This window comes from Streptosporangium sp. NPDC002607 (genome assembly GCF_053592655.1).
The window spans coordinates 216,417-236,450 of record NZ_JBSFWD010000001.1 but is presented as its reverse complement, the minus strand read 5'-3'; the positions used below and the strand labels follow the sequence as shown (position 1 = coordinate 236,450).

The following is a 20,034-nucleotide window of genomic DNA, read 5'->3' as shown; positions in this document are numbered from 1 at the left end:
CGGGGGGAGTCCTCTCCGTGAGCTCCTGACCCGGCGACCGGCACCGGCGGTAGGTTGGGTCCGTGGGAGTCTTTGATGATCTTGTGGGGCAGGAGCGGGCCGCGGTAACGCTCCGCCGGGCCGCGGCGGCCGGGGCCGACCTGCTGGCCGGGGGGCGCGGTGCCGGGATGACCCACGCGTGGCTGTTCACCGGGCCGCCCGGGTCCGGGCGTGAGGAGGCCGCGCGGGCGTTCGCCGCCGCGCTGTTCTGCCACGAGCAGGGGTGCGGCCACTGCGACATGTGCCATCAGGTGTCGGTCGGCTCCCACCCGGACCTGGAGATCGTCCGCCCGCAGGGACTCTCGTACGGCATCAAGGACACCCGCAGGCTCATCCTGCGCGCGGCCGGGGCGCCGACGCTGGGCCGCTGGCGGGTCGTGCTGTTCGAGGACGCCGACCGGGCGACCGAGGGGGCGTCCAACGCGCTGCTCAAGGCCATCGAGGAGCCGCCGCCGAAGACCGTCTGGCTGCTCTGCGCGCCTGCTCCGGACGACATGATGATCACCATCAGGTCCCGTTGCCGGATCGTCACGCTCGTCACCCCGCCCACCTCGGCGGTCGCCCACGTGCTGGCCACGCGCGAGAACGTGCCGCCGGCGATGGCGGAGTTCGCGGCCAGGGCCGCCCACGGGCACATCGACCGCGCCCGCAGGCTGGCCCTGGACGAGGAGGCGCGCTCGCGTCGCGAGGCGGTGCTGTCCATCCCCAGGTCGCTCACCGGCATCGGTGAGTGCGTGATGGCCGCCGAACGCCTGGTGAAGACCGCCGAGGACGAGGCCGCCGCGGTCACGGCGGTGCTGAACGAGGCGGAGATCACCGAACTGCGTCAGGTCTACGGCGAGGGCTCTACCGGAAAGGGGCTCAACAGGGGGCTGATCCGCGGCGGCGCCGGGGCGCTCAAGGACCTTGAGGACCGGCAGAAGTCCCGGGCGACCCGCACCAAGCGCGACGTCATCGATGCGGCGCTGCTCGACCTGGTGGCGTTCTACCGCGACGTGCTGGCCGTGCAGTTCGGCGCGCACGTGGAACTGGCCGGCGAGGACCGCCGCGCCGATCTGGAAGACCTGGCCCGTGCCTCCACCCCGGAGGACACCCTGCGCAGGATCGACGCCATCATGCGCTGCCGGAGGCGGCTGGCGGCCAACGTCAGCCCGCAGATGGCCGTGGAGTCGATGACCCTCTCGTTGCATCAGCCCCGGCTCTGAACCGCGTCGGCCTGGCCTGATCCGCCTCACGACGGGAGATGGTTTTCACGTTTTTGGTCATGCAGACCGAAATGTTGGAACTGGGCGGACCGGAGCCCGCTGAGACGATCAGCAGGCTCTACGCCAGGGGCGGCAGGCGGGCGGACATGCGCTACCGCGATGGCCGGGAGGTTTCCGGCCGGCCGGCACGGATGGTTCGGAGGCGCACATCGTGGTCCGGCGGGAACCGGAGTTCGAGGTGATCAACTTTGGCCGACATCGGACACCTCAAGGTTTCCGGTAACCCGGTGTGACGGATATCGGCTGGTGAGGGGAGGGGGCCGTCGCGACCGCGCGCCCCCTACCCGTCTTTTTTCGATTAGATGGAACCATTCCTCGCTAAATCACCTCAAAGCATGAGTGTGGGTCGTTAGGATTCACGGGCAAAAATCAATGCTTTTGTTATAAAACAACGGGAAGTGTCCTGCTCTATGGGGATGAGCAGCGAAGACCGGGGGAATTTTGGTGAGCACCGAGGCGCGCCACGGGGTGGTCCCGTCCGTGAGCGGGCGGGCCGTCACGAGCCGGGTGGGCGATGACGACACGCTGAGGATCGAATGGTCGGCACCGACGGACGCGGAGATCGTCCTGCGGCATGTGGAGACCGGTGAGGAGTGCGGGACGGCGGACCTGACGGTGCTGGCCCCAGGTATCTGGATGGCCTCATGCCGGGGCGAGCCCGTCGCCACCGACGACCCGGGGTTCTCGCTCGACGGGCTCTGGTCCTACGCCGAGATCCGCCGCAACCGGGAGATCAGGGCGTTCCGCACCTCCCTTGGCACGCTGGGCCTGCGGGTCCGCGAGGTCGAGCCGTACGTCGAGGTGATCCGTGTGACCGCGGACGACGGGGTGATCGCCGTCGAGGGCGCCGTCGCGTACGGCGACCCGATCCGGGGGGAGGCCAGGCTGGTGGCGGTGGCCCGCCGGGGGCCGGAGCCGGTGAGCGGGCCGGCGACCTTCCAGGGACGGTGGTTCGAGGGAGCGATCGAGATCGCGCCGATGGCCGAGGCGCAGGTGCGGCGCCGGGTCTTCTGGGACCTGTACGCGGAGATCTCCGGGGTCCGGCTGCCGCTGGCGACCCGTCTTGACGACATAACAGATAAGAAGATCAAAGTTCGTTTTCCTGCCCAGCATGTCGGGCAGGTGAGGGTCCGCCCGTACTACACCGAGACCGACAGCCTCGCCGTCGCGCTCAGCATCGAAGAGGAGAAACCGTGAAGATCTCCTTTCTCATTCTCAACGCCTACGGCATGGGCGGCACCATCCGCGCCACCTTCGACCTCGCCACCGCCATGTCCGAGCGGCACGAGGTCGAGGTCGTCAGCGTCTTCCAGCACACCGACACCCCCTTCCTGCCGCTGGGCCCCCGGGTCAGGCTCCGTTCGCTGGTGGACCTGCGGGAGGGGGCCAGGGTCCGCTGGCCGTACACGAAGAGGGCCGAGCGGCTGGGCGCGCGGGAGAGCGCGCTGATCCACCCCGAGGAGCGCGCCTACGCGTCCTTCAGCGCCTGGAGCGACGAGGTCCTCGTCCGCGAGCTGCGCAGGCTCCGCAGCGACGTCCTGATCACCACCCGCGCGGGTCTCAACATCATGGCCGCGAGGTACACTCGCAGGAAGGTCGTCACGATCGCCCAGGAGCACCTGCACTTCGAGGCGCACCAGCCCGGGATCTTCGAGGAGATCCGGACCTGGTACCCGAAACTGGACGCGGTCGTCACCCTCACCGAGGCCGACGAGCACGACTACCGGAACATGCTCAACGGGTCGCCCACCCGGGTGTTCACCATCGGCAACGGGCTGCCCGGCGGGCCGCGTCCACGCTCCAGGCAGGAGAACCGGATCGTGCTGGCCGCGGGCAGGCTGGTGCCGGTCAAGGGGTACGACCGGCTGCTGAAGGCGTTCGTCCGGGTGGCCAGGGAACGTCCCGACTGGAAGCTGCGGATCTACGGCGAGGGCCGGGTCGGCGACAAACTGGTCAGGCAGGCGGTCAAGCTGCGGCTGCACAACAACGTCACCTTCATGGGCCCCACCGGTGACATCGAGGGCGAGCTGGCCAAGGCGTCGATCCACGCGGTCAGTTCCCGCTTCGAGGGCTTCGGCATGACCATCATCGAGGCGTTCGCCTCCGGGGTGCCGGTGGTCAGCTTCGACTGCCCCCGTGGACCTCGCGAGATCATCACACCCGGGATCGACGGACTGCTGGTTCCCGCCGACGACGTGGACGCCCTGGCCGACGGGCTGATCCAGATGATCGACGACGAGGAGGGCCGCCACAGGATGGCCAAGAACGCCATCCAGACGGCCCAGAGCTACGACATCTCGATGATCGCCGAACGCTGGGAGAAGTCCTTCGCCGAACTCGGCCGCTGAGCGGCTGCCCGGGGTGCCGGGCCCTGCATCGACAGACGACTCTCTCCCGGCCCTCGTGAGGATGCTCCCGTGGGCTGCCGAAAGAGAGCAGTGCTCGTCCCCGGAGTGGTTCTTGATGGGGCGGTGCGCGGGGTACACGGCCCGCGTTCACGCCTTGGCGGCCCCGCACTTCGCCGGGTGCGGAGCGTAGGGTGAGCACGAGCCGTACCCCCAGGTTTGGAGCCATATGGGCATGATCATGGCGGTGAGTTTCACCCGCTACGGCAGGCTGTACTACCTCGACCCCGGCGAGCACAGCCCCAAGGTCGGCGACAAGGTGCTCGTGCCCACCGAGGCCGGGCCCGAGGTCGCCGAGTGCGTCTGGGCGCCGCAGTGGACGAGCGAGGAGATCGGCGGGCTGCCGGTGTGCGCGGGTATCGCGACCGAGGAGCACCTCACCCGCGACGAGGGCAACAAACGGCGCCGCGCCGAGGCCCGGAGCGTCTCCAAGCGCCTGATCAAGCGGCACACGCTGCCGATGAAGGTCGTCGGCGTCGACTACCTGGACGCCGAGAACGTCTACACGGTCTACTTCTCCGCCCCGCACCGGGTCGACTTCCGCGCCCTCGTCCGTGACCTGGCCCGCAACCTGCGCGCCAGGGTGGAGCTGCGCCAGATAGGCCCGCGCGACGAGGCCCGCCTCCAGGGCGGCATCGGCCCCTGTGGCCGTGACCTGTGCTGCGCCACCTTCCTCAAGGACTTCGAGCCGGTCTCCGTCCGGATGGCCAAGGACCAGGACCTGCCGGTCAACCCGCTGCGCATCGCGGGGGCGTGCGGGCGGCTGATGTGCTGCCTGAAGTACGAGCACCCCCTCTACCTCGACGCCCAGAGCAGGATGCCCCGGATCGGGCTGAAGGTCGACACCCCCGAGGGCACCGGAACCGTCGTGGGCCGCAACGTACCCTCGGACTCCGTCGTGGTCCGCCTGGAGGACGGCGGCCGCCGCTGCGCCTGCCCGTCGGCCTCGGTCTGCTCCCCGCGCAAGCAGCACGACGAGGCGTACGGTGGCGCGGTGCGGGTCGCCGAGAGCGGGCCGGAAGGGTGACCGATCGGCTGTCCCCGCTGAGGTCGATGTCCCGTCATGGGGGCTCGGCGCGGGCACATAGGATTCGACCGTTCGGCCTCTCCGCGTGTCGGCCCCCTTGCCGGATCCGCGTGTGACCCCGACCTACGGACTACGGAGCGGACAAGGCGTGAGATCCCGTGTGACCGCCGTACTGGCGGCGGTGGCCCTGCTCGCGAGCGCGTGCACCGGCGCCGACGTCCCTGCCGACGCCAGTGGCGGCACCGGAGCCGGCCGCGGTGTGGCGGGAGCGGCTCTCGGCTGGCACGAGTGCGAGGACGGTTTCGAGTGTGCCAAGCTCGCCGTACCGCTCGATCACAGCAAGCCGGACGGCGAGAAGATCGAGCTCAGCGTGATCCGGCTCCCGGCCTCGGGGGAGCGGATCGGTTCGATCCTCCTCAATCCCGGCGGGCCGGGTGCCTCCGGAGTGCAGTACGCGCGAAGTGCCCGCACCGCGGTGAGCGAGGCGGTTCGCGAGCGCTTCGACGTCGTGGGCTTCGACCCGCGCGGGGTCGGCGAGTCCGCGCCCGTCCGGTGCCTGTCGCCGAGCGAGCTGGACACCTTCGTCGGCCTCGACAGCTCGCCCGACTCGCCGGGGGAGGTCACCGTGCTTGAGGAGGGGGCGCAACGGTTCGCCGCCGGATGCGAGACCCGATCGGGCAGGCTCCTGCCGTACGTCGGCACCGCCGACGCCGCCAGGGACATGGACCTGCTGCGTGCCGCCGTCGGTGACTCCCACCTCACCTACCTCGGCAAGTCGTACGGCACGCAGCTGGGCGCCGTCTACGCCGATCTCTTCCCCGACCGGGTCCGCGCCCTCGTCCTGGACGGCGCCGTGGACCCCTCGCTCGGCCCACTGGAGCTGAACACCGCGCAGGCACGCGGTTTCGAGGTCGCCCTCGACGCGTTCCTCGAAAACTGCCTCGCGGCCACCGACTGCCCCTTCCAGGGCTCCGTCGCCTCCGCCCGTGCGGAGATCACCACGCTGCTCCGCAGGGCGGACACCGCTTCCCTGGCCAACAGGACCGGCGACGACCGTACGGTGACCGAGGCCTGGGCCATCCTCGGTGTGATCACCCCGCTCTACGACCGGCAGGCATGGCCGGTCCTCCGCCAGGCGCTGGCCCAGGCGCTGAAGGGGGACGGCACCGTCCTGCTCCGCATGGCCGACCTGCTGGTCGACCGTGGGGAGGACGGCGAGTACACCAACCAGACCGAGTCCAACCTGGCGGTCAACTGCGTCGACAGCATCTACCCCCGCGACCCCGCCGCCTACGCCAAGGCGGCCGAACAGGCGGCCAAGGTCGCCCCCCTGTTCGGCGCGTACGTCATGTGGAGCTCACTGCCCTGCGCGTACTGGCCGGTCAAGGCGGGGGCCCGGGAGAAGATCGACGCCCCCGGAGCCCCGCCCATCATGGTCGTCGGCACCAGACGCGACCCCGCCACGCCCTACCAGTGGTCAGAGGCCCTCGCCTCCCAGCTCTCCTCTGGCGTCCTGGTCGGTTTCGACGGAGACGGCCACACCGCTTATCTGACCGGCTCGGCGTGCGTGGATCGCCTGGTGGACGACTACCTGATCGACCTGACCGTCCCCGCCGATGGAACCCAGTGTCCCAAGATCGGCTGATTCCGGTGCGCGGGAAGGCCCTGGGAGCCTGTAGACTGCCGTAGGTCGTGGTGAAACACGGCACGCCGCCTTAGCTCAGTCGGCCAGAGCACTTCACTCGTAATGAAGGGGTCTGGGGTTCGATTCCCCAAGGCGGCTCCAGGTCGAAAGGCCCCCACCGGGTTCCGGTGGGGGCCTTTTGCTAACACCCTTGCTAACAGCGGCTCACTTGATCGGCCAGGTGTGGCTTTCGAGGCTGAGCAATGTGAACGTCTTGTCGACCCATGTCCGCTCCAGGTCGTTGCTGGTGATCTGCCGAAGTGCGATAGAAGCAGCCCCCGGTTCGATGTTTGATCGGCTGTTCCTGGACATCAGATCGGCGGCGAATCCAGCCAGCGCCTTGAAAGCAAGGTAGGGAGGGGCGTCCGAGCTAGTCCACGGGTATGCCGTTATCTCGGGGCCGCCTGCCCTGTAGATCCGGGATCGAAGGGGATCCTTACGTTGAATCGACTTGCGCAAACTTTGGAAACCTTGTCGAAAGCACCCGAGAAGAACGCATTCCCGCTCGGAGAGGCTGCGTTCGGAGGCGAGGCGGACGAGGAGTGCTTCCACCTTGCCCTCCACCTCGGCAGCCTGCTTGAGCACATCGGCCCGGAACTGATCATCTTCCATAAGACTGTTGGGAGTACCGCCCCACAGCTTCCAGATCGCACAGAACTGTCCGTAAGCCTCGTAGAAAGTGCCGAGAGCCAGGAGATCCAGCTCTCGGCGCTTCTTGCGTTCGTCCCATCGGGCGGTTAGGCGATTACCGACAAACCACCCTAAAGAGAGCGTTAATAGGGCGACGACGAGGTTGGGTATCGTCTTGACTGTCTCCGCCAACAGTGTTGAACCCATAACTCTCCTTGCCGTTGGATCTACCTATAAATCATCGGCAGCAAGGTGTGGATCGTTATCAGTGGGTTTCGTCGGAGCTTAGAACCTGAGCGAAGACATCGGCGGCAGCGGTCTCTGCTGAGCGGATCACGTGAGCATAGACGCGAAGGGTGATGGCGGGGTCAGCGTGGCCGAGCCGGGAAGCGACCACGTGGACGGGAACGCCGGCTAGGAGGAGGGTGGTCGCGTGGATGTGCCGGAGGTCGTGGAGACGGGCATAGGGCAGGGGATCAGCCGGGGTCTGGCTCTTGTCCTCCGGCTCGTTGTACGCCTTGATGAGTTTGCCCGGTAACGCCGTCACGGTGGTCGGGTAGATGGGGCCGCCCCAGGCGGTTGTAAAGACGTGGCCATTCTCCTCGCCCTTCCAGACGCCTCTGACCCGGAGCTTTTCAGCTTCCTGTGCTTCCTGGTGGGTGCGGAGAACGTTGACCGTCCCTTCATCGAGGGTGATGACGCGAGTCCGGCCGCTCTTCGTGGTGCCCGCGATGTGCTCGCCGTCGACAACGCCCGTCGAGCCCTTGATGATGATCTGCCGCCCCTCCAGGTCGGCGTCCGGCCATCGCAGGTTCAGCAGCTCACCCCGCCGGGCGCCCGTGTACGCGGCCAGATGGAAGAAGGCGAACAGCCGATGCGAGCGGGCCAGCTCCAGGAAGGTCCGGAGCTGTGCCGGGGTCCAGATCATGCCCGGTTCCTTCCAGTCCTCACGGGGACGCTTGGCCTTGTCAACAGGTGAACTGCTGAGGTACTCGCGAACCTCGACGGCATCACGGAAGGCCCGGCGCAGGATCGCATGCGTGTGGACGACGGTGGACACCGCCAGTGGCTTCTCACCGCGCCCACCCCTGGCCAGCAGATCCCGGTAGAGCTTGGTGATCGTGGAGGGCCGGACCGCCTGAAGCTTCGTTTTTCCGATGTGGGGCTTGATGTAGAGGCGAATGGTGATCCGGTAGTCCTCAAGCGTCCCCGGCTTGATCTCCATGGCGTGATCCTCGATCCAGTCATCGAGGTACTCGCTTACGGTGATCTCGTTTCGGTCGACGTACTCGCCGCGCCGAGCGTTCACACGTGCCTCGTCACGAGCGGCCTTGGCAGCTTCCTCAGTGGTGAAGCCGCCCACCCACTTCGGCTTGCTCTCGCCCGTCTCCGGATCCTTGACGCGGATTACGTAGGACCAGGTGTTCCCGCGCTTCATGACCCTGTCGCGGAGCTTGGGCGCGCTCTTCTTGTTCGGCTTGTCAGGGGCGCCGACGAGGAGCTTGGTCATGCCGCACGCTCCGCCGAGATCAGGTGAGTGATGTAGTCCTGCAGAGCCGAGACCGGGACCCGTCGGGAGCCGTCGATCCGGATCGAGGCGACCGAGCCGGAGGCGATCAGCTGATAGAGCTTGCTCCGGGAGACCGCCAGGGCAGCCGCAGCTTCGGGAACGGTGAGAAGGAGCCGAGTCATGAGCCACCCCCTGAGAGAGCAGGCAGGCGGTTTCCGGTAAGGGCGCTTACCAAAAGGGCGTCACCGGCTGAGAAGCCCTGTCCGGCGTACTCCCAGTGCGAGACGACGAGCACGGTGTCCTCGTCGAAGAGCGGCAGGCGACCGGTGGTGATCGCTTCCCCGCGCATGTACTCGGTGCGAGCGGCGCGGATGTCGCCGAGGGTGGTGGAGTACCGGCGGCTCTTGGTGGAGAAGTGGCCGCGGAAGCCCAGCACGTGAGCCCATTTGATGAGCCGGAATTCGGTCAGTTCGTCGAGGGCGCCCAGGCGCAGGCATTCGGCGATGAGCCGTCGGGCGTGGTCCCGGATCGGCAGGGCGGTGAGGTCGTCGAGGGGGTTGATGCGCCGGTCCAGGGTGCCGACGCATTCGGCGGCTTTGGTGGCGTACTTGGCGATGTAGGCGGCTACGGCTTGCTCGGTGAGGTCACCGGTCATGGTGATCTCGCGGACGTCGAGCTGAGTGCCCCAGCCGAAAGACCGCGCGGGTTCGCCGGGTACCGCAGGGACGGTGACCGCCACGGCCGTGGCGGCATGCTGTACGGCGTCGGCCATCAGGTCGGCCGTCGCCCAGGCCGGTGGAGGGGTAGCCGGCCCCTCGGGACCGTCGACGCGGATGACCGCGTGAAAGTGGACGACGCCGCGCCGCTGGTACTCGGCGACCTTGGCGAAGGAGAGCAGGGCCTGTTCCCGTAGCTCCCGCTGGGTCAGCCCGGCGTTCTTGGCGACGCGTCGGCGAAGAGCTTCGGTGAGGCGCCGCCACAACTCCGGGGACATCGCGTTGAACAACACCGAGCCCGCGTAGTCGTAGCAGTCCGGGCAGAGCGGTTCACCGAGGCGGCTTTCGTCGGCCCCGTGCCGAGCGGTGCAGGACATGACGCGCCCGTGTGGGCAGGTGGCCGCATCGCGTCGAGCGTGACACGGCAGGACGGTCCCGTTTTTCTCTCGCCGGGTGTGGACGGTGCCGAAGGAGGGAGCGGTGAGGGTGACGAACAGGCAGGGGTGCGCGGTGACCGAGTGTGGTAGGTGTCGGCCCGGTAGGTCTCGGCGCAGGCCGGACAGCGCGAGGCGCGCCGGGTCTTGCACGGGACACGAAGGATGCCGTCCGGTTCGGTGGCGGTGCTGTAGCTCGGTGGGAAACTGGCTCGGATCCTTCCCCGATGCGGTGCCCGACCCGGCCGTCGTGTCTGTGTTGCGTGCCGGGGCGTCGTAAGGTGTCGCTCTCAGGCCGAAAGGATCATTGTGCCGCAGTTCTCCCGATTATCGCGGTCAGCGCTGTCGGTATGGGCGGCGGCTGCGGTCGTCGCCGCCTTGCCGACCTGGGAGTTGTGGCGAGAGCGCCTCGCTGCTGAGGAGTTCACCCGGACCCATGCGGGGGCCGACCCGATCTACGGGGTCGTGGGCCTGTACAACAGCGGAACGACGCTGTCGCCGTTTGCCCCGCTGCGCCGTGATCTCGAAACGGTCATGACGATCACGGAGGACTGGGCGGTTTCGGCTCTCGTGGTCCTGCTCGGCCTCCTTGCGTGTCTCGGCTGCAGGGATCCCCGGACGACAGGCCAGCGGGTGGCGGGACTCCTCGTCCTGATCGCGGGCATCGAACTTCTCGCCTGGTTGTACAGCGGGCGGGGAATCTACGGCGAGACGATCCCGCTGTTCAGCGCTGGCGGGTGGGGGATCACCCAGCTGTGTCTCCTGGCGGCCGCGGCGCTGGTGTTCGCCGCGTCGCGCGAGATACGGCCTGTCACCGAGGACGAGCCGACTGCGTTACGGGCCGGGATGGTGTGGCGTCGGCTGGCGGCGGCCCTGGTCGACTATCTGATCGCCGTTGCCGTCCTGGGTGTCGTCGTGGGACCGGTCTGGTCCTTAATCGGCCTCGGCTCCGGGTTCCGGATGGGGTTCGGGCTTCTGGTGCAGGTCGACCTGTTTCAGGTCGGTACGGGCCTCGAGGAGCTGGTCATCTTGTCCGGGCTGTTCCTTTACTTCGGGGTACAGCACGCTCTGTGGGGGCGGACGCTGGGCAAGCGGTTGCTGGGTGTTCGGGTCATCGCCGTGCGGACGGGTGGACGGCTGGGCGCGGGCAGGACCGTGCTCCGCACGCTGGTCTTTCCTCTCCTCGCTTTCGTCCCCGACGTCGGGCTGTTGTGTCTCCTCGCGGGCGGGCTGTGGATGTTCCTCGATCCCGAAGGCCGGGTTCTTCATGACCGTTGGCTGGGCGCCGCGGTGGTACGCGACCGGGTACGGGACTCTCAGCCTCAGACGTAACTGGCCACCATCGGCATGATCTTGCTAACGCGGGTGCTACCACAGGTCTGGACGGTCCTGGACGACCATGGACTGAGGGACCCCGTAACACCCGCTTGACCAGGCCCAGAAGACGGCGGCGGACGGTTCTGGACGATCGTGTTCTGACTCGTAATGAAGGGGTCTGGGGTTCGATTCCCCAAGGCGGCTCCAGGTCGAAAGGCCCCCACCGGACACCGGCGGGGGCCTTTTGCTAACAGTGCTGTGGGCCCGGTGGTTTCTCCCGCGGCAGGGTGAGTGTTTGGGAATCGATCAGTCTTCAACACCTGGAGACTGCAGCATTCATAAACACGGTCTGCCCGAGGTGGTGCGCCGCCCGCACAGTGAGCACCAAACCTCCCTCAGCTGCAGCAGTTCGGTCACCTCGTTGAGCAACGCTTCCTTGATCTGGTTCAGGGCTGTGGCGTCTCGGCTGAAGCAACGGGCCACCCAGATGTCATGATCCTTTGTCCACCAGTTGCTGAGGTGAAAGTGCACGGCGGATGCTCCGTCGAACCACCACAGGTCCGTCGGTCCCGAGGCCTCATCGACCCATGGCAGAAGGTCCGTACCTACCAGGACCGGTGTTGTTCCCTGTGGGAGGGCCAACTCCAGCGTCAGGTGTGGCCAGCGGTGGACAGCCAGGAGCAGCGCGTGTGCCTCAAGCCGCTGGTCGATGCTCCGTTGAGGATCCTGAGCGGCTTGTCAGCGAGGGGCATCCCGGCACGACCGTCCAGTAGAACCTCCACACCCCACGTCCGGTCGCCGTCCACGATTCCGTAAAACACCCATCCCTGGGCCGTCCAGTAGACCCTCGCATCGCCATCCAGAACGTGATCAACCAGGACGTGGAACCTTAAACGCAAGGCCGGTCGTGGTAGGAACGATGGCCTGTTGATCCACTGCCGGCAGCAGCCGGCGGCGCCGAGCGGACGTGGCCTACCCCACGATGAAAGTGCCGATCACCCCGGTTACGCTCAGCATGCCGATCATGGTGAGGACGGCGATCGCGACCCCGGCACTGATCAACCATCGGCGTCTCGCCGTGCCGGCGTTCAGGCTCGAGAAGGCGAGCCAGGCCCACAGGAGCCCTTCCACCAGGAACCATGGCTCGTTGAACAGGAGATCCTGAAGATCGGCCGTGCGATGGTCGATCGTCGTCCAGAACGGCAGATTCAGCTGCATCAGGCCGGCCAGGCTCAGGGCCCGCTGAATGCTGTTGATCAGGGCGTGCATGACGCACCCCACCGTCACCGCCCAGCACATGGCCAGCAGGACGCGTCGCCCGTGGGACCGGCGCCATAACGGCAGCGTCGCCACCGGCAGCACCGTGGCGACCAGCAGGATGCCCGCCCCCAACGCGTTGACCATCTGCCACTGCTGATACGACACGGGTGTGCCGAACATGCCGACGGTCCCGCCCAGCGCGTAGTAGGTCCGATAACAGGTGTAGAACAGGCCCCAGGCACCTAGCACGATACTGATGCGGACCCTCTTCGCCGCTGCGCCGGGCAGGCCAGTGACCTGCGCATCTTGCTCCACGACTGCCACGGCTTCCCCCGAACGTGTTCTAAATCGGGCGCCAGTATGGCAAAGCGCGTCTGAGACAGAGCTGAGAGGTGGAGCACCTCATGGGCTTGAGCGTGAGGCAATCGGGTGGCTGATCTCTCTCGGCCAAGCCGGCTACCCGCACCGTGAGGTCTTCTTCACCAAGGTCCGCGACCACTTCGCCCTACCCAAGCCGGTCGACGAGCTGTGGAGCCGCTACCGCCAGCGCATGCCGTACCTCGTCCACTGTCGAGAGGTGATGGACGGGCTGTCACGGTTACGTGCGTCAGGTTGGAAGGTGGCGATCGTCACCAACGGCACCGCGGACAACCAGCTCGGCAAGATTCAGCGGACGGGGCTGGCCGAGGCCGTCGACGCCTACGCGCTCTCAGAGCTCGGTCACCGCATGCCACGACCGGAGACAACGTGTGTCGTTCTCTCGTCTTCGTTCGGATGGAGAGGCGGAGAGCCGCCCTCTTGTAACCATTTGGATGGTTCTGACCAAGCAGGGGTGTCAATCGACGAAGGGAGCATTGCCGGTGCGTCGCAAACAGGCGGAGATCGCTAGAGATCACGTGGCGTTCGAAGCCTTCTACCGGCGGCACGTCGATGCGGTCACCCGCTTTCTCGCTCGGCGTGTTGACGACCCGCACACGGTCGCCGACCTGGTGGCCGAGGTGTTCATGGCGGTGCTTGACTCCGCCCACACCTACCGGGCCGGGTTGGGGACCGAGATCGCGTGGCTGTACGGCGTGGCACGTAACACACTCTCGACCGAGCGGCGCCGGGTGTTCAAGCAGTCGCGGCTGACCAGCCGGGTGAGCGGGCGGCGGTCGTTGGACACCGACGACCTCGCCAGGCTCGAAGAGCGCATCGACGCGGAACGGCACGCCAGGCGGATCTTCGAGGCCATGGCCTACCTGCCCGAAGGGGAACGCGCCGTCCTGGAACTGGTCGTCATCGACCAGCTCACGGTCACCGAGGCGGCGACGGCCCTGGGCATCCGGCCGGGGACCGCCAAGGTGCGGCTGTATCGCGCTCGTCGCACGCTGCAGGGACTGCCCTTTGTCATGGAAGGAACACCGGGATGAGTTTCGAGGAGCAGATACTGATGGAACTTAAAGCCGAGATCATCGCACGCGCCGAACGGCGTCGTCGCACCGGCCGCCGCCTGTTCGCGGGGGCGGCGGTGGCCGGGCTGGCCGCGGCGGCGGCGATCGCGGTGCCGCTGCTGACCGGAGCGGAGCAGCCCGCGTACGCGGTGACCAGGAACGGCGACGGCACGATCAACGTCAAGCTCAACGAGTTCAGGGACGCTGACAAACTGGAACAGGATCTAAAGAGGATGGGGGTATCTGCGGACATCACCTATCTCAAGCCCGGCAAGTGGTGCGGGGGAGACAGAGGCGAGATCGTCGGGGGCGGCTCCCCGGAGGAGTGGAAGGGCTCCGTGTCCGACAGGGCCGCGCGTCTGCTCAGGACGGGGGGGTTGGAGATCGACCCCCGGTACGTCGGGAAGGGCCAGACCTTGGTGATGGCGTTCAGCGAGAGCAAGGAGCAGGCCTCTAGGGTGAAGAAGCCGGAGACGGCGTGGCAGTTCTCCGCATATGTGGTCAATGGCCAGGCCAAGCCGTGCGTCGTCGTCGACAATCCGACCTGGAACGACGTTGACGGCACCGGCCAGCCCCCCGCAGGAAGCTGATCCCGCGAGGAGCGATCCCCGTTCGTAGGGCGGCGACCACCCAAAGGTGGATCCGATAGAGGTTCTGCCCGATCAGCTTGATCGGGCAGGCTCCCGCCTCGGCGCATCGGGCTGGAAGGTGGCCGTCGTCCGGGAGGGCCTCTTCCGTATCCGTGCAGCAACGTGCTGTCGGCGCAGTGGAACTCCGGTGCGGCTTCCTGGCGTTGATCGAAGAAAGTCCCGTTTCTTACAGGAACACCCAAATAGGGGATGTGACCTAGGCCGTACACTTAGGGGGATTGCCGGTGATCTCCTACCCCTCAAGAGGTTCCCGTGGTTGAGACAGGCAAGACCCAACACATGCCGCGCGTGATGAAGATCGCCGAGTTCATTGTGTCGCTCCAGGCAGTGCAAGCGCTGGCGGGTGGTGCGCTGCTCGCCTTTGTCTTCGTGAACTCAGCTGACGACATGAACTCCGGGCTTGTGCTGTTGTTCGTTGGCTTCTGCGTCGTTATCGCAGTCCTGGCCGGTTGGTTGGCAAATAAGTGGATCTATCGTGAAAGGCGAGACCGAATCGCCGTGCTCGCGCTCGAAACCCTCATGGCGCTCGGCTTCGTCTCCGTGCTTGCTCTGGATTCCGATCTCAGCATGCGTAGCTTGCTGAATATCAACGTGGTTCTGCCGGTCATAGTGGTCGTTCTACTGCTTCTCCCCTCCGCGAGAGCTTGGTTTAACCGCTGATCAAGAGTCCCTCTCAGCTCATCCGGAAGAGTCACTTTCTGTCCTGCTTGGACGGTGATCAGCCGTCGAGGCTTTGGTCGAGTCGGTCGAGCGCCTTACGGGTCTCCGGTGAGGGGACCTGCGTGTAGACGTTCATGGTCACCGAGATTTGCGAGTGCCGGAGGATGCGCATCGCGACCCGGGGGTGAACGTCGAGTGCGGCCAGGAGCGAGGCGCAGGTGTGCCGAGTGTCGTGGACGCGGATACGGGGAACCTCGGCCTTCTCGCAGTAGCGCTCGAAGGACCGGTAGAAATTGCGCGGCTCGACCGGGGTCCCGTTCTTCGTGGTGAACACGAGGCCGGAGTGCTTCCACCTCTCCCCGGCACCCTGAATCCGCTGACGATCCAGGAACGCTGCTATGCACAACCCGAACAGGAGCAGAGAGGCCGTCCGCCCATGGCCGCGATAAGACACCCGCAACACCGGGGGCTGCCCCTTGCGGCTTGGGCGGTCTCAGGTTCCGGCCGGACTCATCGGCGAAGACGAGCCAGTGTCAACGACGGGTGAAAACAGGTTCTGGCACATACTTCGGGAAACCGGCAGGGCTGGACGATCGACGGGGCCGTCGACGCGGATCAGGGCGGTTCGCCCGCAGGACGGGCAGAGCCCTCCACGAAATGTGTGCCAGAAAGGGGGTCACGGAGTGATCATGCTGGTGTGAACTACGAAGGCGTCAGGAGGCCTGGGCGGTCACCCGCCTGAGCCGGGTGCGGATCGGACCGCCGAGTTGGGCAAGGGTGCAGGCGACCGGCCTCACTGCGTCGCCATGACGATGCAGCGCCGCAGCTCCTCGACCGCCTCAGGGGCGCCCTCGACCGTCACGCCGCTCGGCTCGCCGGCACTTTCCCGGTTCCACATCCAGCGCAGCACGGCCGTCGGCGGGCCGCTCACGGTCACGTCGGCCGCGTCGTCGTCAGCGCCGTCTTCGACGGCGAACAGCCCCGGGCCGGTCCGCACCCGCCACGCCGCGCCGTCGGTCCGCACCGTGTACGTCCGGCCCGGCGAGCCGGCCAGGATGTCGGTGAAGTAGTCGCCCCACTCGGCGACGCTGTATGCCACGAAGACCTTGAGCAGCTCGTCGATGCCGTCGACGGCGAGGTCTGCCGGGACCGGCGTGACCGGCTGCCCGGTGCCGAGCTCGGCGTCGATGCGGTGGATGACCGTCTCCTGCGCCATCCGCCGGATCCAGAAGCCGACGGTCTGATCCGGGGTGTACCAGGAGCCGGCCGGATCCCCCGGCTTGCGGGCGCCGAACTCGTCGAGCAGCCCGGTGTACGCCCGGTCGAGCAGCGCGAGCGGCTCCTCGTCCGCGAGCTCCTTCGGCGGCCACGGGTCGGGCTCGGCGCCCTCGCGCATGGCCAGAGTCTTATGCAGGTACACCTCGCCGATGTGACGGGTCAGGTCGGCGACGGTCCAATCGGGACAGCTCGGCACCACCGCGGTCGGGTCGGTCGGCACGACGGCCCGCAGGCGGCCGAAGTCGGCCGCGAGGCAGTCAAGGAGTCGGGGATATTCCATACCGAACAGTTCAGCACACGCTCACGGCTCGTTCAGCCCGCCCGGCGACGGGCCACTGGGCCACCAGTCGCCCAGTATGCCCGCAGACGCATCCCGGCAGCTATCGCCGACCATCCACGCGCGAGAGTGCGGATCAGCCTGCGTAGACAGCCTCCACTACGACTGACCACACCCGGCAAAGAGCGCGTTGGCCCGGAAAGAAGTATCGCTACCGCTCACCCGCTGTCGTTTTTTAGGTTCCGGTACACATTTCGCGGAGGGCTCTGCCCACCCTGGGGACATGTCGTTCATTCGTAATGAAGGGGGCTTGGGGTCGATTCCCCAAGGCGGCTCCAGGTCACTCGATGGCTCCCATGGCCTGATCTCCCTGCCGTTCCGGTTCCCTGGCCATCGCCCTGATGGAGGACCATGGTGGGCCGGGTCTCGCATCGCTAGTGTGTGGAGACGACCGTGCATGGAGGAGCCGATGCCCGCTGGCCCGCTGGAGCCGGGAGACCCGCGCGTGCTGGGGGAGTTCGAGATCGTCGGGCGTCTGGGCGAGGGCGGGCAGGGGATCGTCTACGAAGGGTGGAGCCGGTCCGGCGAGCGGGTGGCGATCAAAGTACTTCGCAGCGGCGCGGATCCCGCCTCGCGCCGCCGGTTGGCCAGGGAGTTGCAGTCGGCACTGCGGGTGGCCCCCTTCTGCACGGCCCGGGTGTTGAAGGCGGAGACCGACCGGCCAGACCCCTACGTGGTGAGCGAGTTCATCGCGGGTCCCGCACTGCAGGATCGGGTACGTGACGAGGGTCCCCTTCGTGGCGGCGACCTCGATCGCCTGGCGGTCGCCACGGCTACCGCGCTCGCCGCCATCCACAGTGCGGGGGTCATCCATCGGGATTTCAAACCGGCCAACGTGCTGCTCGGCCCGGACGGCCCGCGGGTGGTCGACTTCGGCATCGCCCAGTTGCTCGACGCGAGCACGATGCCCTCGGCCATGTCCGGCACCCCGCCGTACATGGCTCCCGAACAGCTCAACGGCGTGCACGGATCACCCGCGGCCGACGTGTTCTCCTGGGCCGCGACCATGGTCTACGCCGCTACCGGCCGGGCGCCGTTCGGCAGCGACACCGTTGCCGCGGTCTTCAGCCGGATACTCAACGCCGAGCCCGACCTCACGGACATTTCATCGCCCCTGCGGGAGACGTTGGCCGTCTGTCTGGCCAAGGACCCCGGGGTACGCCCCTCCGCCCGGGCGCTCATGATCCGCCTGGTCGACACCGGAGCCCCCACCGTCACGGTCCCCGACGTCGGCCCGGTGCCCACCGCCTACCTTCCCGCTGACTGGAGCGGCCGGGCGGATCAGGTTCCGGTCGCGGCCGGTCCCGGGCCGACCAGACTGCTTCCAGCCGATTCGTCCGGAGCACAGGGCCCGGCCGGACCCGCGTACGGCCCGGCCCCCACCCGCCATCTCGGCCGTTCGGATACGGCGGTGCAGGAAACGGAGCCGCGGCCTGGTGAGCCGGTGCCCCGACGGGGACGGAGGCCTGCGGTACTGATCGCGGTCACCGGCGTCGCAGCGGCGCTCGCGACGGCGGTGACGCTGTACGCGACAGGGACGTTCGGTGGCTCCTCCGGCGACGGCGCGGCGAGGCCGGAGGCCGTTACCAGTGGCGGCAGGGACTCCGGATCACGCACGGTCGCAGGCGGGCAACCGGCTTCCCCGCCGCAGTCGATGCCGCAGTCGACACCACCACCGTCGACACCACCGTCGACACCACCGTCGACACCGCCATCGACGTCGCCCTCGGCCCAGCCGGGAGGCGGAGTCCCGGAGGCGTTCGCCGGGACGTGGACGGGCCAGGTCGTCTCGCAGGACGACCGGGAGAAGACCGTCGCGGTCACGCTCATCCTGCTGAGTGACCAGTCGGCCGGGACGTGGCGGGCCGATGCGTGCGAGCAGCAGGTCATGCTGACCCGGGTCAGGGCCGGGAATGTGCTCGATCTGACCCGCATGCAGCGGAATCAGTGTGTGGGGGGAGACATGACCCTCACTCTGAAGGACCCGGCGACACTGGACTTCGTGGGCCAGGAGGGCGTCAGCGGGCTGGAGTATCGCGGGAGCCTGAGCCGGTCCTGACGTGGGACCGGCACAGACAGGTGACATCCTCCCCGGCCTGAAGGACTCCGTTGCCTGATTATCTCCGGTCGACGTCCAGCGTCGTTATCCGGTGCCGGACACGCAGGTCGCGGAGATCGAAAACGAATTGGGCGACGGAGTCCTGAAGGCCGGGGCATCCTCCGGTTACCTGGCGACCACGACCAGACGCCCGGCCGGCGTTCAGCCCGCCCGCGCGATCTGGAACGAGTAGGCCCCGGTCTTCGCCGTACCTGATCTGACCACGAGCGCATACCTGCCGTCTCCATTGGAGAGCGGGATGTCGAACTCGTATCCGCAGAGTGGGACGGGCTGCCGTGGGCCGGCGATGTTCTTCTCCGCGGCATCTGTGAGCTCCAGCTCGATAGCCGTGCACGCCCCGGCCCCACCGAGGATCTTGATGGCCGACGCGCCGTCCGCGTCGAACTCGAAGCGGTCGATGCGTCCTGGGACGTCCAGCCGTCCCGCGCCGTCCGGGTTGCCCTCGCCGATCTGCAGGCCGATCGTCGCCGGGAACGTGCGGATCTTCACCGTCGCGATCCTGAGGCTGTACGGCCCGATGACGTTCGTGTTCCCGAAGACCTCCAGCCGGTGCTTGCCCGCCTTGGTCAACTTGATGACCGAGGTGCCCCAGCTGAGAGCGATGCCGGACGGGCTGACCGGCTGGCCGTCGACCTCGGAGAACACCTGGAGTTGGATATCGTCACCGGTCATGTCGGTGACATAGAACTCCCTGGTGCCGCCCAGGTCCAGGGTGAACTTGTCCCGCTGTCCGGCGCGGGTGAGCTCGGCCGCGACGGTGCTGCCGTCGGCGAGGGTCCCACCCGGCTGCACAGCCGCCTGGGCCTGGGCCGGGTCGTCCGGCTCGTTCGTGGTCTCGGCCGGCTCGCTGTTCTCCGTGGGCTCGCTGTTCTCCGTGGGCTGGGTGGTCTCGGTGGGCTGGGGGGTCTCGGCGGTCGCTGTGCTGGTCACGCGTTCCGGAACGGGCTGATCACTCTGGAGCGTGTCAACGCCGGCACCGCATCCGGTGACGGTCAGGAGCACAAGGGTCACGCCGGCGGCAAGCCGGAGGGGCATGCTGAGGCGTCCGGTGGGGGAGGCTTTCATGCCAGCCATTGTGTGCAGCCCGCTTGCAGCCCGCTTGCCGTGGTGGATGCCCGGTCTTCGAAACCGGGCCGGCTACCCGCACCGAGAGGTCTACTCCGTCAAGGTCCGCGATCACTTCGCCCTGCCACAGCCGGTCGCCGAGCTGTGGAGATGCGCACCGCGACCCGAGTACCTGAAGGGGCATGCCGACTTCAACGTTCGAATC

General features: G+C 67.4%; 17 protein-coding genes, 1 tRNA gene and 1 pseudogene. 11 read left to right on the top strand and 8 right to left on the bottom strand.

The features are described 5' to 3' along the window. The first annotated feature begins 62 nt into the window (after nucleotides 1–62). The 6 genes from ACWD3H_RS01090 (at nucleotide 63) to ACWD3H_RS01065 (ending at nucleotide 6,522) form a co-directional block, all read left to right on the top strand. Nucleotides 63–1,244 carry a DNA polymerase III subunit delta' gene (locus tag ACWD3H_RS01090; protein WP_451953590.1) on the top strand — a complete coding sequence of 394 codons (1,182 nt, stop codon included), beginning with the start codon at nucleotides 63–65 and terminating at the stop codon, nucleotides 1,242–1,244. 504 nt (nucleotides 1,245–1,748) lie between these two features. Beyond that, nucleotides 1,749–2,501 carry a hypothetical protein gene (locus ACWD3H_RS01085; RefSeq protein WP_451953589.1) on the top strand — a complete coding sequence of 251 codons (753 nt, stop codon included), beginning with the start codon at nucleotides 1,749–1,751 and terminating at the stop codon, nucleotides 2,499–2,501. After that, entirely contained in the window at nucleotides 2,498–3,652 is a 1,155-nt protein-coding gene (locus ACWD3H_RS01080) for a glycosyltransferase family 4 protein (protein ID WP_350930220.1), read from the top strand. The genes ACWD3H_RS01085 and ACWD3H_RS01080 overlap by 4 nt, the downstream gene beginning before the upstream one ends. A gap of 226 nt (nucleotides 3,653–3,878) precedes the next feature. Beyond that, a complete protein-coding gene (locus tag ACWD3H_RS01075; RefSeq protein ID WP_451953588.1) occupies nucleotides 3,879–4,736 on the top strand; it encodes a PSP1 domain-containing protein in 858 nt (285 codons plus the stop codon). A gap of 148 nt (nucleotides 4,737–4,884) precedes the next feature. Then, the gene (locus ACWD3H_RS01070) at nucleotides 4,885–6,381 is read left to right on the top strand and encodes an alpha/beta hydrolase (RefSeq protein ID WP_451953587.1); all 1,497 of its coding nucleotides are present in this window, start codon (nucleotides 4,885–4,887) and stop codon (nucleotides 6,379–6,381) included. A 64-nt stretch (nucleotides 6,382–6,445) separates the two neighbouring features. Next, nucleotides 6,446–6,522 (top strand) — tRNA-Thr (locus ACWD3H_RS01065). A gap of 63 nt (nucleotides 6,523–6,585) precedes the next feature. Here ACWD3H_RS01065 and ACWD3H_RS01060 read toward each other — a convergent pair. From ACWD3H_RS01060 to ACWD3H_RS01045, 4 genes and pseudogenes are all read right to left on the bottom strand, one after another. Further along, entirely contained in the window at nucleotides 6,586–7,257 is a 672-nt protein-coding gene (locus tag ACWD3H_RS01060) for a hypothetical protein (RefSeq protein WP_451953586.1), read from the bottom strand. 58 nt (nucleotides 7,258–7,315) lie between these two features. Continuing rightward, nucleotides 7,316–8,560 carry a tyrosine-type recombinase/integrase gene (locus ACWD3H_RS01055; RefSeq protein WP_451953585.1) on the bottom strand — a complete coding sequence of 415 codons (1,245 nt, stop codon included), beginning with the start codon at nucleotides 8,558–8,560 and terminating at the stop codon, nucleotides 7,316–7,318. After that, complete coding sequence (locus ACWD3H_RS01050) at nucleotides 8,557–8,742, bottom strand: helix-turn-helix domain-containing protein (RefSeq protein WP_451953584.1); 186 nt, start codon at nucleotides 8,740–8,742, stop codon at nucleotides 8,557–8,559. Before ACWD3H_RS01050 ends, ACWD3H_RS01055 begins: the two co-directional genes overlap by 4 nt. After that, a pseudogene (locus ACWD3H_RS01045) lies at nucleotides 8,739–9,877 on the bottom strand (replication initiator). The gene ACWD3H_RS01050 and the pseudogene ACWD3H_RS01045 overlap by 4 nt, the downstream one beginning before the upstream one ends. Before the next feature lie 142 nt (nucleotides 9,878–10,019). Here ACWD3H_RS01045 and ACWD3H_RS01040 point away from each other — a divergent pair. After that, nucleotides 10,020–11,042: an RDD family protein gene (locus tag ACWD3H_RS01040; RefSeq protein WP_451953583.1), complete on the top strand. Its 1,023-nt coding sequence runs from the start codon at nucleotides 10,020–10,022 to the stop codon at nucleotides 11,040–11,042. A 957-nt stretch (nucleotides 11,043–11,999) separates the two neighbouring features. On the opposite strand, the gene ACWD3H_RS01035 is transcribed toward ACWD3H_RS01040, so the two are convergent. After that, nucleotides 12,000–12,611, bottom strand: coding sequence for a hypothetical protein (locus ACWD3H_RS01035; RefSeq protein ID WP_451953582.1), 612 nt, complete (start codon nucleotides 12,609–12,611; stop codon nucleotides 12,000–12,002). Nucleotides 12,612–13,147: 536 nt separating this feature from the next. Here ACWD3H_RS01035 and ACWD3H_RS01030 point away from each other — a divergent pair. The 3 genes from ACWD3H_RS01030 (at nucleotide 13,148) to ACWD3H_RS01020 (ending at nucleotide 15,030) form a co-directional block, all read left to right on the top strand. Next, the gene (locus ACWD3H_RS01030) at nucleotides 13,148–13,699 is read left to right on the top strand and encodes an RNA polymerase sigma factor (protein ID WP_350925451.1); all 552 of its coding nucleotides are present in this window, start codon (nucleotides 13,148–13,150) and stop codon (nucleotides 13,697–13,699) included. Next, on the top strand, nucleotides 13,696–14,310 hold the full coding sequence (locus ACWD3H_RS01025; RefSeq protein WP_451953581.1) for a hypothetical protein: 615 nt from the start codon (nucleotides 13,696–13,698) through the stop codon (nucleotides 14,308–14,310). Before ACWD3H_RS01030 ends, ACWD3H_RS01025 begins: the two co-directional genes overlap by 4 nt. A gap of 312 nt (nucleotides 14,311–14,622) precedes the next feature. Beyond that, nucleotides 14,623–15,030, top strand: a complete 408-nt coding sequence (locus ACWD3H_RS01020; protein ID WP_451953580.1) for a hypothetical protein — start codon at nucleotides 14,623–14,625, stop codon at nucleotides 15,028–15,030. A 58-nt stretch (nucleotides 15,031–15,088) separates the two neighbouring features. Here the strand turns inward: ACWD3H_RS01020 and ACWD3H_RS01015 are convergent, their stop codons facing one another. Together ACWD3H_RS01015 and ACWD3H_RS01010 are read right to left on the bottom strand one after the other, a co-directional pair. Continuing rightward, complete coding sequence (locus ACWD3H_RS01015; RefSeq protein WP_451953762.1) at nucleotides 15,089–15,484, bottom strand: tyrosine-type recombinase/integrase; 396 nt, start codon at nucleotides 15,482–15,484, stop codon at nucleotides 15,089–15,091. Nucleotides 15,485–15,823: 339 nt separating this feature from the next. Further along, nucleotides 15,824–16,588: a maleylpyruvate isomerase family mycothiol-dependent enzyme gene (locus ACWD3H_RS01010; RefSeq protein WP_451953579.1), complete on the bottom strand. Its 765-nt coding sequence runs from the start codon at nucleotides 16,586–16,588 to the stop codon at nucleotides 15,824–15,826. 466 nt (nucleotides 16,589–17,054) lie between these two features. Here ACWD3H_RS01010 and ACWD3H_RS01005 point away from each other — a divergent pair, with 466 nt between their 5' ends. After that, nucleotides 17,055–18,704 (top strand): serine/threonine protein kinase, encoded by a 1,650-nt coding sequence (locus ACWD3H_RS01005; protein ID WP_451953578.1) that lies wholly within the window; start codon nucleotides 17,055–17,057, stop codon nucleotides 18,702–18,704. Between the two features lie 201 nt (nucleotides 18,705–18,905). On the opposite strand, the gene ACWD3H_RS01000 is transcribed toward ACWD3H_RS01005, so the two are convergent. Further along, a complete protein-coding gene (locus ACWD3H_RS01000; protein WP_451953577.1) occupies nucleotides 18,906–19,829 on the bottom strand; it encodes a hypothetical protein in 924 nt (307 codons plus the stop codon). Between the last annotated feature and the right edge of the window lie 205 nt (nucleotides 19,830–20,034).